Annotated in this window: 15 protein-coding genes, 1 rRNA gene and 1 other RNA gene; 3 read left to right on the forward strand and 14 right to left on the reverse strand. The window is 24.8% G+C overall.

Going from position 1 to position 15,163, the window contains the following annotated elements; genetic code table 4:
• Positions 1–57: 57 nt before the first annotated feature.
• The 7 genes from F801_RS0100105 to ffs all read right to left on the reverse strand — a co-directional run bounded on the left by F801_RS0100105 (position 58) and on the right by ffs (position 3,655).
• Positions 58–399, reverse strand: coding sequence for a Smr/MutS family protein (locus tag F801_RS0100105; RefSeq protein ID WP_014335754.1), 342 nt, complete (start codon positions 397–399; stop codon positions 58–60).
• Positions 374–1,210 carry a DNA-formamidopyrimidine glycosylase gene (gene mutM / locus F801_RS0100110; RefSeq protein WP_014335755.1) on the reverse strand — a complete coding sequence of 279 codons (837 nt, stop codon included), beginning with the start codon at positions 1,208–1,210 and terminating at the stop codon, positions 374–376. The genes F801_RS0100105 and mutM overlap by 26 nt, the downstream gene beginning before the upstream one ends.
• Entirely contained in the window at positions 1,210–1,671 is a 462-nt protein-coding gene (locus F801_RS0100115) for an RpiB/LacA/LacB family sugar-phosphate isomerase (protein WP_014335756.1), read from the reverse strand. The genes mutM and F801_RS0100115 overlap by 1 nt, the downstream gene beginning before the upstream one ends.
• 2 nt (positions 1,672–1,673) lie before the next feature.
• Positions 1,674–2,405 carry a Sua5/YciO/YrdC/YwlC family protein gene (locus tag F801_RS0100120; protein WP_014335757.1) on the reverse strand — a complete coding sequence of 244 codons (732 nt, stop codon included), beginning with the start codon at positions 2,403–2,405 and terminating at the stop codon, positions 1,674–1,676.
• Positions 2,406–2,410: 5 nt separating this feature from the next.
• Entirely contained in the window at positions 2,411–2,671 is a 261-nt protein-coding gene (locus F801_RS04400; protein WP_230493921.1) for a DUF2179 domain-containing protein, read from the reverse strand.
• Positions 2,662–3,483, reverse strand: coding sequence for a YitT family protein (locus tag F801_RS03975; protein WP_230493922.1), 822 nt, complete (start codon positions 3,481–3,483; stop codon positions 2,662–2,664). The genes F801_RS04400 and F801_RS03975 overlap by 10 nt, the downstream gene beginning before the upstream one ends.
• A gap of 75 nt (positions 3,484–3,558) precedes the next feature.
• Positions 3,559–3,655: signal recognition particle sRNA small type (gene ffs, locus F801_RS04185), an RNA gene on the reverse strand.
• A 96-nt stretch (positions 3,656–3,751) separates the two neighbouring features.
• Between ffs and F801_RS0100130 the strand changes: the two genes are divergently transcribed.
• A complete protein-coding gene (locus tag F801_RS0100130) occupies positions 3,752–5,746 on the forward strand; it encodes a hypothetical protein (protein ID WP_020104448.1) in 1,995 nt (664 codons plus the stop codon).
• A 65-nt stretch (positions 5,747–5,811) separates the two neighbouring features.
• On the opposite strand, the gene uvrB is transcribed toward F801_RS0100130, so the two are convergent.
• The 6 genes from uvrB to F801_RS0100160 form a co-directional block, all read right to left on the reverse strand.
• Positions 5,812–7,773 carry an excinuclease ABC subunit UvrB gene (uvrB, locus tag F801_RS0100135; RefSeq protein ID WP_020104449.1) on the reverse strand — a complete coding sequence of 654 codons (1,962 nt, stop codon included), beginning with the start codon at positions 7,771–7,773 and terminating at the stop codon, positions 5,812–5,814.
• Between the two features lie 94 nt (positions 7,774–7,867).
• The gene (locus tag F801_RS0100140) at positions 7,868–8,422 is read right to left on the reverse strand and encodes an inorganic diphosphatase (RefSeq protein ID WP_014335760.1); all 555 of its coding nucleotides are present in this window, start codon (positions 8,420–8,422) and stop codon (positions 7,868–7,870) included.
• A gap of 12 nt (positions 8,423–8,434) precedes the next feature.
• Entirely contained in the window at positions 8,435–9,283 is an 849-nt protein-coding gene (locus tag F801_RS0100145; protein ID WP_013302460.1) for an MAG0110 family membrane protein, read from the reverse strand.
• Positions 9,284–9,302: 19 nt separating this feature from the next.
• Positions 9,303–10,148, reverse strand: a complete 846-nt coding sequence (gene whiA, locus F801_RS0100150) for a DNA-binding protein WhiA (protein WP_013302461.1) — start codon at positions 10,146–10,148, stop codon at positions 9,303–9,305.
• Between the two features lie 43 nt (positions 10,149–10,191).
• Positions 10,192–10,297: ribosomal RNA gene (rrf, locus tag F801_RS0100155) — 5S ribosomal RNA — on the reverse strand.
• A gap of 71 nt (positions 10,298–10,368) precedes the next feature.
• Positions 10,369–11,046, reverse strand: coding sequence for a potassium channel family protein (locus F801_RS0100160; protein WP_013302462.1), 678 nt, complete (start codon positions 11,044–11,046; stop codon positions 10,369–10,371).
• Positions 11,047–11,153: 107 nt separating this feature from the next.
• Here F801_RS0100160 and F801_RS0100165 point away from each other — a divergent pair, with 107 nt between their 5' ends.
• Positions 11,154–12,749, forward strand: a complete 1,596-nt coding sequence (locus tag F801_RS0100165) for a potassium transporter TrkG (RefSeq protein ID WP_020104450.1) — start codon at positions 11,154–11,156, stop codon at positions 12,747–12,749.
• Positions 12,750–12,914: 165 nt separating this feature from the next.
• On the opposite strand, the gene F801_RS03980 is transcribed toward F801_RS0100165, so the two are convergent.
• A complete protein-coding gene (locus F801_RS03980; protein WP_230493923.1) occupies positions 12,915–13,490 on the reverse strand; it encodes an ABC transporter ATP-binding protein in 576 nt (191 codons plus the stop codon).
• Positions 13,491–13,750: 260 nt separating this feature from the next.
• Here F801_RS03980 and F801_RS0100175 point away from each other — a divergent pair, with 260 nt between their 5' ends.
• Complete coding sequence (locus tag F801_RS0100175; RefSeq protein ID WP_014335762.1) at positions 13,751–14,983, forward strand: hypothetical protein; 1,233 nt, start codon at positions 13,751–13,753, stop codon at positions 14,981–14,983.
• Positions 14,984–15,163 lie beyond the last annotated feature (180 nt).

The following is a 15,163-nucleotide window of genomic DNA, read 5'->3' on the forward strand; positions in this document are numbered from 1 at the left end:
CATAATTATTAATATTGTTTTATCAATACTCGCATATAATACCATATTTTTAAAAATTTAAAATTTTTTTCAAATAATATAACAAGATTTGGGTTGGTTATGACAAGGTTTATATTTTAAATCTTGTTCTTTAATAATAGATAATAACTCTGATATTAATGCACCAGATCCATTTCCTGTAACTATTTTGACACTGGATTTATGTTCTAAATCCTTTAGTATACTCATAATTTTAGCAACTGCTTCTTGAGTATCTAGACCATGCAAATCATAAGATTGATCTTCAATTGAATGGTTATATGCAACTTTAGATGATGAGTTAAAATTTGCAAAACTTTCTAAAATTTGTTTTGCTTTTTCTTCTAAGTTTTCTTTATAGTTTACTTTGTTTTTTTTCATTTTGACAATTGGAACAAATATATGTTCCTCTTCCTCCTACTGTAATTTTCTCTATTATATTATTACATCTTGAACAAGCAAAACCTTTTTTAGTATGAACTTGTAAAAAATTTTGAAAATTACCCTCTTGCATATTTAAGGAGGAATATGAATTAATTGTCGAACCACCTAGTTCTATTGATTTTAATAATATTGAAGTGGCGAATTTTTTAATTAATTTTAATTCATTTTTGTTTATCAAAAACGCTTTAGTTAGGGGATGAATTGAACAAGCAAAAAGAACTTCATCAACATAAATATTTCCCAAACCAGAAACAATTTGTTGATCTAGTAAAGTTGGTTTAATAGATCTTTTACTTTTTTGTAATTTATTAAATAATTCTTCTTCACTAATTTCCATTGGAGTTGGTCCAACATTAGATAAAGGAGTTGTGTTTAAATAATCTTTTGTTGTTTTAATATGAAAAGTACCAAACATCCTTGTGTCATTGTAATGTAAAAAAGTATTATCATCAAATTGAATCATCAAATGATTGTGTGGTTCTTTTTTAGATGAGTTATTAAAAAAATATTTCCCATTCATCCTTAAATGAGAAATTAGAATTTTGTCATTACTAAAATAAAAAACAATGAATTTTCCTTTGTTTTTTACACTTAAAATTTTCTCATTTACAAATCAGTTTTCTAATTGCTCAACTGTGGAATTTTTTAGTAATTTTTCTTTATAAAGTTTGACAGAAACTACTTTTTTATTGATAATTTTTTCATTTAGTTGATTAACAACTGTAACAACTTCTGGTAATTCTGGCATTAATCTGTATCCAATTCATTAATTCTGGTTTGATGTCTTCCACCTTCGTATTTAGTAGCTAAAAAAGTGTCAACTAACCTTTTTGCTTCTTCAAAAGAAGTAAATCTTCCTGATAGTGCAATTGCATTTGCATCGTTGTGTAATTTAGCTAAATAAGCATCATTTTCATTTACAACTCTAGCAGCTCTAATGTGTTTGAATCTGTTAAGTGCATATGAAATGCCAAGCCCTGTACCACAAACTCCAATTCCCAAATCTGCTTGGTTATCTAAAAGTTGATGTGCTAATTTTTTACCATAAAATGCATAAGAAGATGGTTGCTGATCTGTGTCTGGACCAAGATCAATTGTTTGATAACCTTTGCTTTTTAAATACTCAAGTAATTCATCTTTTAATTTAAATCCAGCATGATCTGAAGCAAAAGCTATTTTTATAATTTTGTTATCTTGTTGTGTACTCATATCTACCTCAATACTTTATTATTATCTAAATCTATAATTTTGGAAGCTATTCCATTTCCAATAGTTAAATTATAAACATTAAAAATACAAAAAAATTTTTTTCTTGCTTGTTCTAAAGTTAAATTTTTTTCATTTGAGATATTTGCACTAGTTACAAAAGCTGGACCTTCTTTAATTAATAATTCTTGAATAGCTAAATTATTAGGAATTCTAAAACCTTGTTTTTCAATTATTAAAGTTGTTGAACCTGGTCAATGTTGTTGAAATTCTTTTTGATACTTCTGATAATTTTCTTTTGAAATGAAGGAATTTAATTGTTCAATTTTTCCTATTAAAATTATTATTTTTTTAATCAGAGGTCTTTTTTTTAGAAGATAAATTTGTTTGAGATTTGGATTTTTCAAAAATGTTCCCAAACCAACAAGTGTATCTGTTGTAAGCAAAAAAACTTTACTGTATTTTTTTAGTTTTTTAAAAAATCTTAAAATGTGTATTTTAAACAAACTAGCACTTTTATCTGATTTAGAAAAATGAAGAAAAATGAAGAAATTTTGTGTTATTTGACAAAATTTTAATGAAAGTAAACAAGAAGAATAAACGAGTGTTATTTCATTATCATTCTCATTTTTGATTTCATCGTAATCTTTGAAAAATTTGTGCTTCAAAAAGTAGTTTAATAATTGTTTTTTTGAATCATTATTTATCAGTACACTTTGTTTATATTTTTTAGTCATTTTATTTAGTCTATTTTAGAAGTATCAATTCTTGTGGATGTAGTTAAAATTGGAGAAATTGAGAATCAAAAAACGGGATCAATTTTAGCTACTTCTTGCAATATAGCTTTAATTTCTATATAAAAAACAATGGTTTCAATTTTTTGTACTTCTTTTTGTGTATATCCTGAAATTCCTTTTCATAAATGAAATGAATGTCAGTATTTTGTTTCTTTTAGATATTTAAAAATTTTTTCTGCATGTGTTGTATAAATAGTTAACATCATTTTTTGTATTTAGGATAAATTTTATTTAAGAAAGTTGTTGTTATTAGTAAATAAATAAATGTTCCTATTATTTGAAGAAAAGTAAAAGGGTCACCATAATTAGAGTTATAGTGTTTCATTAAAGAAATTATGACAATTGAGAAAACAGCAAAACTAATAGAAAGAATGAAACTCATTTTTCCAATTGATTTTTTATATTTTCCTGAAATATAGTTTGTTATGAAGTCAGTTCCACCTGTTGAGCCTCCAAATTTTCAACCCAATCCGATTCCATATCCAGAAATTATTCCACCAACTAATGTATAAAAAATAATTTCTCAAGTATCTTGTGGTTTATTAGCTAAATTACGAAGGCTTATGGTTGCATCTATTCATTTTTTAATAACATCTATTTCAAATACTAAAGTTCATAAATTTTGAAACAACATTCCAAGAACTGTCAAGAAAATGAAGGATTTTCGAACATATTTATAAGTAATAATTATCAAAGGAATATTAAAAGCTAAATACAAAAGTGAAAAAAATTTAACTGTGCTCGGTCAAATTAAATTAATTAAAACAGGCAAAGCAGCAATTCCTGTAGGAACCACTTTGGCTTTTTGTATAAAAATGTGAACTCCAACAGTAAACAAAAATGAAGCAATTAGCATTATAAAAATGCTTCAACGTTTTTGTCTTAAAAAATTTTTAAAAGTAACTGGTTTACTATTTAGAGAAAAAATTTCATTATTAATATCGGTACTAATTTTGGTTTTTAATTTTCTTATTTTTTCTTTTAAAGAAGTTTTATTATAGTTTTGGGATGTGTTCATTTCTTCTTTCATAAAATTAAAATTAGTTCTTATCTATAAAAATTGTTATTAAATTATAAAAGTTTTTAAAAAATAAGAAAACAAAAAACCACTGAACACAACACTTCTCGATATGGCTGCTCTATTTCTATCCTGACCAGGTTACAAGGTTATTGTTTCAATGGCAATACAATTATATTACAAAATTGGCTTTTAATAAGTTATTATTAAAAAGAATCAAAGAAGTGTTATAATTTGTCCGAAAATACGTTAAAAGGAAGAAAAAATTATGAAAACAACATTAAAAACCCTTGCTACTGCTGTTCAATTAGCAAGCGCAATAACTTCTCCTCATTCACAAAATAATAGCCAACAATTACAACAAATTCAAAATGTTCAAAAAACTTCATTTAAAGATGATTTTGAGCATCTAAATCAAGAAAAAATGAAGCAAAATCTTCAAAAATACATTGATGCAAGTAATATGAATTTTCTCAATACTGCTTGAAGATTTAAAGAAATTTTTACTGATATTTTAAATAACAAATCAGCTAGAGATATTATTAAAACCAGATACAGATCAATTGCTGATTTTTTAAGTACATCAGGAGCTATTAATTCTCAAGATTTTGGTTTAGTTAGCTACATTATTTCTTCAGGTTATGTTGGTTCAGAATATAGAGAATCTGTTTTAAGTAGTTTAATTAGTATTTACAAGAAACAAGGTAGTGAATATGAGAAAAAATGATTTGGAGAACTTGAAAAAGTTAGAAAAGAAAAAGATACAACTCGAAACTGAAGTCAATATTACACAAAACTAAAAAATGTTGTTAGTCAAATACCTCAAGGTTTTAACACTTTTAAAGAAATTTTATTAATTTCTGAACAAACAAATGAACCTTTATTTGGTTTATCACAATATCTTCTAAATCATTTGGACGAACATATAAGAAAATTTGCTAACAATAAATTATCTGAAGCTTTAGTAAGATTAGTTGTTGCATTATTTAGAAATGACTGAAACACAAAACCATTTTTAGAAGTTTTAGGAACATCATACAAACACACATTTATTACTGTAACAAAAGCTCTAGTTGGTTTTAATAATGATTCAAAAGCACCAAATGTGATTTGGGATATTTTTAATAGTTTATACAATGATTCATCCACTATAAATCCAAATTCAGTTAGAAAAGTAATTGATAAAACTTTATTACCTTTTGTTAATGCTTTAATTTTTAGAAGTGTCTTTGTAAAAGAAGGATTTTCTGAATCTCCTTTCTTTGATTTACTATATAACAACAGAATTAAAGCAACTTCATTTGTGTATGTAAATCGTTTAATTTTTACTTCAGATTTTAGATGGGATTGAATACCAATTAAAGATATTATTCCTACAAATGTTGTTTTACAATACAATAGTCCTTATCCAATTTATAACTCATTAGTTAAAAACAATATTCTTTGAGATTATGTAAATTTCAGAGCAAATGATCAATTCAAATTCTCTTATATAGCTAGTGGAGATTCACCAGATAGAGTTAGATTAACAACAAAAAGAAATGGAAAATTTGCAAACTTTTCTTATACAACAACAGTTGAATTTAGAGTAGCTTATGAAACACCAGGAGCTTTTGCTTCAATTGCTTCTCAATATAGAAAAGTAGCAGGAAACTGAAACTCAGCAAGTGATTTACTTTACTACCAATATGCTCAAGAACAAAACGAATTAAAAGAAGTTATAATCGAAGATGAAGACAATTCAATTCCTTTATGAATTTATAATCAAAATAATAAAACAGAAGATGATGCTTTTAAATCAGTTAAATTCAGTTGAAATAAAGTAAATGGAAGATTGTTAAAAGAAGTTAGAGACTCATTTAGAAGAACAAACTTTTGAACAATTTCTGTACCACTAAAAGAAGGACGTGCTTTTGGACCAGTAGAAATTAAAGGTGGAAGACTTGATTTTGACTTTGGAAAACTTGGATTAGCAAAAAGATTTTTCAATATTTCAGGAGTAACTGATCAAACACAACCAAAAGTATTCTTCAAGCCACTGTCTAATATGTCTTTAAGATTATTATGATCTGAAGTTGTTCATTTCTTTAGTTTTGAAGTAACAGTTCTTTTCCCTAAACCAATATATGATCAATCAACAAAAACTTGAAGAAGACAATTTACTAAAGTATTTACATTAGATTACAATTCACCCATATTAAATACAAATAAAACATTTGATGTTCCTGATCAATTTCAATATTTAGATAGAACTTTCAATTAATAAATATTCATTAAAAAACACTTGAATTATCAAGTGTTTTTTTATTATTAATTATTTTAAAAGATTTAAGAATGTTCTAATTCAACGATTACTTGTTGAAGTTCTATTGCTAATTCATAATTTTCTTCTCTAGCAGCGTCTTTCATTTGTTTTCTCAATGAAGCAATTAATTTGTCTTTTTCTGCTTTAGTTTCTTTGTTTTTATTATGAATTAAAGAAATAATTTTGTTTTGATCTTTTTCTCTAATTTGTTGAATTATTGGTCTGATAACAGGCTTTGGGGTTATGTTATTATCTAGATTATATTGGTGTTGAATTGCTCTGTTTCTTTGATTATCAGCAATTGTGGCTGCCATGCTTTTACTTATTTTGTCTGCAAAGAAAATAGCCTTTCCATGATTACTTCTAGCTGCTCTACCAACAAATTGAGTCAATGAAGTTTTAGATCTAAAAAAAGACTCTTCATCAGCATTTAAAACTATAACTAAAGAAACTTCTGGTAGATCAATTCCTTCTCTAAGAAGATTAATCCCTATGATTGCATCATAAATACCTTTTCTTAATTTAATTAAAATATCATCTCTTTCAAATGTTGTAAATGTTGAATGAATATAATAAACTTTTTGTTTTTTACTTTCTAGATATCTACTTAATTCTTCAGCTGATCTTTTGCTTGTTGTTAGAATTATAGTTCTTTCATTTTTACTTTTTTGTTCTTGTAAAAGATCGTAAATTTCATCAATTTGTGAATGTGTTGGACGAACTTCAATAACTGGATCTAAAAGTCCTGTAGGTCTAATTAATTGATGAATTACTTCGCCATCTGCTTTATCAATTTCATAATTTGAAGGTGTTGCTGAAACATAAATTTTTGGTTGTTTAAATTTTTCAAATTCTTCAAATTTTAAAGGTCGATTATCTAGTGCAGAAGGTAATCTAAAACCATAATTTACTAAACTGAGTTTTCTAGATCTATCACCTTTATACATTCTATTTAATTGTGTAATCATTTCATGAGATTCATCTATAAAAATAAGTGCATCTTCAGGCAAATAGTCTAATAAACTATAAGGTTGTTCTCCTGCCTCTCTTTGGTCTATGTGTCTTGCATAGTTTTCAATTCCCTTGCAAAAACCAAAATTATTTAGTGAATCAACATCATTCAAAACTCTTTCATTCAAACGTTGTTTTTCTAATAACTTTCCTTCTTTTTCAAAGTAATTTAGTTGAAAATCTAATTCTGTTAAAATAGTTTTTATTGCAGTTTGAGTTGTATTAGGTGATAAAGTATAAGCTGAAGCTGGAAAAATTGTATAGCTTGTAAAAGTCTGAATTATTTTTTTATCCACTGGATGGATTTTAGAAATTTTTTCGATAATATTTCCAAAAAATTCGATTTTTATTAAGTACTTATCAGTTCAAGCAGGACTAATAATAAAAACATCACCTTTAGCACTAAAAGAACCAGGAACTGTATCAACTTGGTTTCTTGAATATTGAATTTTAACTAATTCAATTGCAAAATCAGAAGGTTTTAGTTCTTGATTTAGTTCTAAATTAAGAAATTGTTGTTTATATTCTTTAGGATTATAAGAACCATAAATAGCAGCTACAGAAGAAACAACAATTGTATCTCTTCTTAAAGTAAGCGCATTAAGAGCTGACATACGCATTGCCTCTAAATCTCAGTTTGTTTGGCTTGTTTTGTCTATGTAAACATCTTTTGCTGGCAAATATGCTTCTGGACGATAAAAATCAAAATATGAAACAAAATATTCAACTCTATTCTCAGGGAAAAACTCTTTAAACTCTGTATATAACTGTGAAGCTAAAGTTTTAGTATGAGAAAGTATTAAAACAGGGCGATTTAATTGTGCAATTACATTGGCCATTGTGAATGTTTTCCCTGAACCTGTAACACCTAAAAGAACTTGATGATCTTTGTGATTTTTTATTCCATCCACTAAAGCTTTAATTGCTTTTGGTTGATCTCCTGTTGGTTGAAAATTTGAAACTAATTTAAACATTTTTTGATAAAAATCCTTCTTTTTGTTTTGTAAATGAAACAACACTACAATAAAAATTGTAGTGTTGTTTGTTTATTATTTTAAAATATTTTTATTATAAATATTTTTCTGGATGTTTTTCCTTCATTTTTTTAATAAAGTCTTTTTTGGATAATTTAGAATATTTACTGAATAATTTTTCACACTCTGCTAATTCTTCTAGAGCTCATTTTGCATCTTCAAAACCATCTACTGAAGTGATTCCTGCACGTTTTCAGTTTTTATAGTTTGAAAAAAAATATTCTACTTCTGATAACCAAGATGAAGGTAAATCTTTAAGAGTTTGAATTTCAGATAATCTATAATCATCTTCATGTACAGCAATTAATTTTGTATCAATTTCTCCGTCATCTACCATTTTCATTGCACCAATAACTCTGGCTTTGAGTTGTACACCTGGAACAAAAGACTCTTTAGAATAAACTAAAACATCTAATTCATCACCATCTCAATCAAGTGTGTTTTTAATAGCTCCATAATTTGCTGGATAAACAAAAGGCGCTCTCAAAATTCTATCAACTACTAATTTTTTAGCTTTTCTATCAAATTCATACTTTATGTTTGAACCTAAGGAGATTTCAATATCAACATTTATTATATTTTTTTTCATAATTTCCTTCTTTTATTTTCTTGAAAAAATATTAAGTAGAATATATACTAATCTCAAATAAGAAACTAATAAAAACATTCCATAAGCTAAACCTACACGTAAAAATATTTTTTTAACTTCTGGTTCATTTTTCATATTACTTATTAAAATTTGACTTTCTAATTTCATTAATCAGAAATTATAACCAATCATTGCAAAAGTTACTAATGAAACAATAACAACATAAACTGTGTTAACAACACTATTTGTAACAAAATAAGAAACTAAAATTAAAATAAATTCTGCTACTAAACCTGCTCAAATAAATACTGTAAATCTTGAAAAATTGATTAATTGGAATCAACCTAATGCACCAATAATTGCCATAATTCCAGCTGGTGCTGAAATTGAAATTAAAATATATGAGATAGTTTTGTAATCAACATTAGCTAATACATCAGATATTAATTCATCTGTATAAGTAATTGATCTAACAATAATAAAAGAATAAATAGCTAATGGGATTCAAAAAGCTTGAATAAGTATAAACAATATATAAAAGGTTAATAAAAGTCCTAGAGAACTATTTTGTCTTCTAGATTTGCTACTTATGTAAAACATAATTCCAACAGACACTAATACCATAATTATATTTGTAGCTATTGATGCAGCTCTGCTATTAAATGATATAAAAATTAATTTTAAATAACCTTCTCTAAGTGGATTAATGGTTAAAATTGCAAAGCTAAAAAGTGCAATTATCAAAAGCCCTAGTGATAATCACATTAGAGAATAACTTAAAAGTCTATTAGAAAGTCTTTTTTCGTCTGAATGAACAAACTCAAAAGAAGATTTTTTAAAAGCATTTTGGAAGAAATTCATAATAAATAATTATAACAAATTAAGAATATTTTTTTACTATTTTATTTAACTTGATAAGTCAATGATTTAGCGAAGATTTGGTTTTTTTAATTCCAAATTTTTCTTCTAAGACTTCAACTATTTGTGTTAAAGATAAATTCGGTTCTTTTGATTTTAAATCAAAAAAAATTACTTCTTCTTGCCTGAATAAATGTAATAATCTTCTTTTTTTTATAAATTCATAATTTTTATTGTGTTTTTCTGAAGCAATTCCTGACCTTCTTGCATTTGAAATATCCAAATTTGTTAATCTATTTGCATTTGATTCATAATCTCTTTGAATTTTAATATCAATTAGTTTTTTGAAACTTTTAATTGCACCAATAAAACCTAGAAAATCAAGAATTTGTTCTGATTTTTTCAAATATAAAATAACATTTTTGTTTCTTTTTAATTCAAGGAAAAATAAAGTATGTTTTGCTAAATTTTTTTGTACTTTACTTGATATTTCTTCTTGTGAAAATTTAATTTCTAAATGATATGAATGGGAATCTAATTTAGAAATTGTTCCAGTTCCAACAAAAACTCCTGCTAAGAATGTTTTAGAAAAACAATGGTTTAAATTAATACTAAAATCTTTTTTATCAATAATAATTCAATTTTTATTTTTAAGATCTTTTTGGTAACTAATATTAAATTTATCTAATTTTTGTTTTATTAAAGAAGAAATTGTTAATTTATTAATGTGAATATCATAAGTTAAATGATTATCATCTAAAACATTCTTAGCACTAGAATAAATAATGCCACTTAAAAAAGAAACAAAATCTTGAAAATTATGTTTTATAGATAAAATTTCTTGTTTTACTTCTTGTGTAAAAGTCATATTTATATTATATATTACTCAAAAATCAGAAAAAAGACAATAAAAAAAGCAACTTCCTATCTTCCTATCTCTAGTATTTTCGGCGTTAAAGGGCTTAACTTCTGAGTTCGGAATGGTATCAGGTGATCCCCTTTGCTATCGTTGCTCTTACAATATATTACACTATTTTTTAAAAATGCAAAATATTTTTTTTATTTTTTTTGAAAATTTTATTTTTTAGCTAGTTTTCAACTATTTTATGTTGATTTACTAACTCAAAAACCTTAATAACATTATCAATTTGACCAATAAATGTTACTAGATCATCCTTATTAAAAACAAACTCACCAAAAGGTAATATAGTTGTTGTTTCTCGCTTAATTATAACAACAGAAACTTGTAAATTTGAAAATTTGCTATTTTTTATTGTTTTTCCAATATATTTTGGTGATGTAATTGTTGTTGAACCAATTACAAAACCTCCTGGTAATTCTTGCAAAGTCTCTGAATATTTAAAAAAGTTATTATTAGTTGAAAAAAGGGCAAGACGAATTCCTGCTTCTTCTTCTGGGCTAACAATTCAGTTGACTCCAATTTGTTTTAAAACCCGAGCATGTCTTTTATTTACTGCTCTTGCTATTATGTTTTTAACTTCTAATTCTAATAAAGCAGCAATGATTTCAATATTATCTGCTAGTGCAACTATAACCGTGTCAATGTTTTCAAAACCTATTGCTTCTAAGGCATTGATATCTGCTGCATCTGCTTCAATTATGTGACTTGCGTAATCTTTTATTGAATTTAAATTTTTAACATCTTTATCTATTACAAGAACTGATTTATTTAATTTGTGTAGTTGCGTAATTGTAGCTCTACCCAAACGACCTGCTCCTATTACACAAATATTTTCTTTTTTCATAGTTGTTAAAATTCTATTAAAAACTATGAAAAAAGAAAGAATAAAGTTTTATTTAGTAAAAATTGGTTTTATATTTGTAAAATAATTTAAAATTATTATTCAAAAATATGAAATTTAGTGATATAAAAATTAAAAACATTTGAGAAATTCTAAAAAACAGGTTTAATAACTTTTTAAAATTTAACAAAGTAAAGTGGATTTTCTTAACTTATATTTTGATTATTTTTTTTGGTGCATTACTTTTAACTTCTAAAATTTCCTTACAACAAGGACAAGAAATCACCTTTTTTGAAGCTTTATTTACTTCAGTTTCAGCTTTTAGTGATACAGGGTTAGTTGTTAAAACAACAGCATCAACTTTTAATCAATTTGGTCAAGCAATAGTAGCAATCTTAATCTTAATAGGTGGTGCTGGTTTTTTTGCTTGAAAAATCTACATTATTAACTATATTTTTAGATTTAAATTGTCTTTATTTCAAAAGACTTTATTAAAAACTGAACGTGGAGCCAACAAATTTGGAGACATCAAAGGTGTAATTATTTCAAGTTTGACTGTTTTTATTATTTTAATAATTTTGTCCTCATTTGTACTATCTTTTTACTTTTATAATGTACAAGGAAATTTTGATCCTTTAAAATCAACAGCACAAAGTCCTGAATTTAATAATCCTTATAAAAATGCTTCAATTTCTATTAGATATGCTATTTTTCATACTATTACTGCTTTAAATAATGCGGGTTTTGATATAGTTGGAAAATATTCTTTTGCGCCTTATTATTCAGATTATTTTATTTTAATTTGATTAATCATTCTTTTTGTTATTGGTGGTATCGGTTATCCAGTTATTTATGATGTTTATCTTTATATTAAAAGCAAAATTTTTAAAAATCAAAGATATGCAATGAAATTTTCTTTATTTTCTAAAATTTCTGTTTTAACTTATGTAATTGTTACAATAGTTGGTGCTTCACTTATTTTAATTTTTGAAACACAAAGTCAAAATCCTGATTCTTTCTGAAACAAAGCAAGTTCATCACAAGGGTTTTGAGGAGATGAAAGTGCTTTTAGTTACGGAACAAAGTCAAACAAAGTATTTGCTTTGATTTTCTACACTTTTTCTACAAGATCTGCTGGATTTTCTATCTTTGATACTTATGATTTGAGTCAACCGAGTTTAATAATTTCTTCTCTTTTAATGTTTATTGGTTCTTCTCCATCTTCAACTGGAGGGGGGATTAGAACAACAACACTTGCTATAATTATTTTATCAATTTGATCTAAGATTTTGGGTAAAAAATCAATTCATAGTTTCAAAAAAACAATAAGTTTTGAAAACTCGGATAGAGCCTCTGTTGTTTTCTTCATTTCTTTATTTTTAGTAACAATTACTTTATTAGTTGGGAGTTCCTCTTTTGCTAATTTAAGTACAAAAACTGTTGAAAATCCTTTATTTTTAAACCAAATTAATAAAGCACGAACCTTTAATTTATTTCATTTACTATTCGAAATAAATTCAGCCTTTGGAACAACTGGGTTATCAACAGGAATATTAAATCACTTAAATATATATACTAAAATTTTACTGATTGTAATTATGTTTATTGGACAATTAGGAATTAGTTCTTCTATCTTGATTTGATCAAGTGAAAAAAGTAAATTCAATAAATATGAATATCTTTCTGAAGATGTATTAACAGGTTAAATTTTGCTTTAAAAATGAAGCATTTATATATTTAAACAACTTTAATTTTCTAAATTTTAGACAATAAAAAACAGGTATAATTTGAAATGATTTTAATAATTTGTATTCCTGTGTGTATTTTTGTAATAATTGAGATTGTAAATATTTTGTAAAAAATTTCTTTTGTTAAAAAAAATAAAATAAATTAAATAAACCAAATAATTTAATTTCTTTGCTTATGTAATTTTGTAAAAGTTCTTGAATTTTGCTTTGTACTTTGTAAAGTATTGGAGAAAATTTAAATAATAAAATTCCACTAATAATAGAACCAATTATACAATGTACTATTAAAATTCATGATTGGATATTTAACAATAATATAAATATAATAGGAAAAACTATAGAAATTATTCCATAAAATAAATCTGAATAAATTGTACTTGTTAGAGAATTAACAAACATTAAATTTAAGTTATAGTAAGACATATAGGAATCTTTATTTTTGACTAATTCTTCATATGATTTTTGTAAAATGTTTCTAGAAACTCTATCTGCATTTTTTTGATAAATAATAAAAGTGGTTTTATTACTTTGAAAAGCATACAATAATCTAAAAATAATAAAGAAAACAAAAGAAAAACAAGCAATTAAAATTCATAAAATAAAATTTGAATTATTTACTGTATTTTGTTTATTAATAAAATTTTGTTTATTAATAAAATCAATAATAAAGGAATAAGAAAAACTGTGTACATTTAACAATAATTGAAGAAAGAAGACTAAAAAATTATTTTTTTTGATCTTGCTTTAAAAGCGTTATTGTATGTTTTAGCATTATAATTTCTCATTCTGAGTAGATTTTACTTTATTTTAAAATTATTAAATTAAAAAAGTTCATTTTTCAAAAAGTATTAATACAATTATTGTATTTTGAAATATTAAAAAATAAAATGAGAAAAAATTTAAAACTCAAACACAATTAGGAGTAAAATAAATTAGAGACCAAAAATATGGAGAATTTTATGGAACAAAAAGAAAAAAGAAGAAAAAAACTTTTTAAAAATAAAAATTTTATTGCTTCAATTTTTGCTTTAGTTGTGGCAATTATTACATTTAGCACCATAATAATTTCAACAGAAAAGAAACAAGCTCTTGAACGTGAAGATAAACTTTTCCAACTAAGTCAAATTTATAAAACTTATGTTTTTGATGACAATGATAATCAAACTCAAATCAAAAATACACATGTTCTTTCTTCTTCTGTTTTTGACAATAATATAAACAAAAGTACTTTTGAACGTCAACAAGTAGAATTATTTGACAAAAAACAAAAAGATAATCTTTACTTTAAAAAGAACCAAACTGAAGATAATTCTGAAAAAATATTAGTTGAAAATGATTTTCCATTTTTAGTAAAATGAAATAATAAAGATATTCCTGAACAAAACCACATAGGAATGATATTAACTATAAAAGAAAATTTTGAAAATAATTCTTTAAGTTTTTATATTCTAAAAAATGGTGATCCAAATGTTCAATTCACACCATTAGATAATACAATTACTTTTTTCAAACAATCAGGAGAAAGCTTCAAAATCAAGGCAATTACTGATAAAGTTGTTAAAAAAGTCAACAATAAAACTCAAGTTACAAGAGAATATAATTATGAATCTGGAGTAGATTTAGCTATTGTAAAATTTACTGTATTAAAGCAAGATATTTTAAAACAATTTTCTAATCCAGCTGTTTGAGAATACCAAAAACTTTTAAACAATATTCCTTTATTTTTTGATTCACATTACTTAAAAGATAAAATTCAACAAAAATATGACAATGAAGATATTTCGCAAAGAGAATCTTTAAATCCTGAACTTAAAAAATACATATTAACTCATCCTAAAAACAAATTTATGTTAAATTCTTTGTTTGTAGAACCAGTAATTGATCAAAATAACAAAGTTTCTTACAATGTTTTTACTCTAAGTGCTGATGCAATAAAAGATGAAGATCAATGAAATAATAGACTCAAAATGATAGTTGTAAAGAATGAACAAAATAAACCTGTGATGTTGTTTTTACCTTCAAATATAAAAGATTTATGGCAAAAATTATTAACTATAGATAAAGAGTATTTAAAAGATTTAGGAAGAAGTATAATTCTTTTAAATAAAGATTTTCATGAAATAAATTATGAAAAAACATACAATTATTTTGATATTTTCCAAAGAGTACAAGATTTAAAAAAATTAAATTAATTTTTACGAAAAATAAAATTTTCTTATATAATTACTATGTAAACGGATAAGTGATGATGCCTATGTGGGTTTTAAGCATATTGTAAATATGCCACCTTGTCTGGAAACCTCCTTTAAAGGAGGTTTTTTATTTTTGCTTTGGTCAAAAATAATATTGCTAATTGTCTAATAATCTATAAA

Source organism: Mesomycoplasma hyorhinis ATCC 17981, assembly GCF_000383515.1.
Classification (GTDB): Bacteria; Bacillota_I; Bacilli_A; order Mycoplasmatales; family Metamycoplasmataceae; genus Mesomycoplasma; species Mesomycoplasma hyorhinis.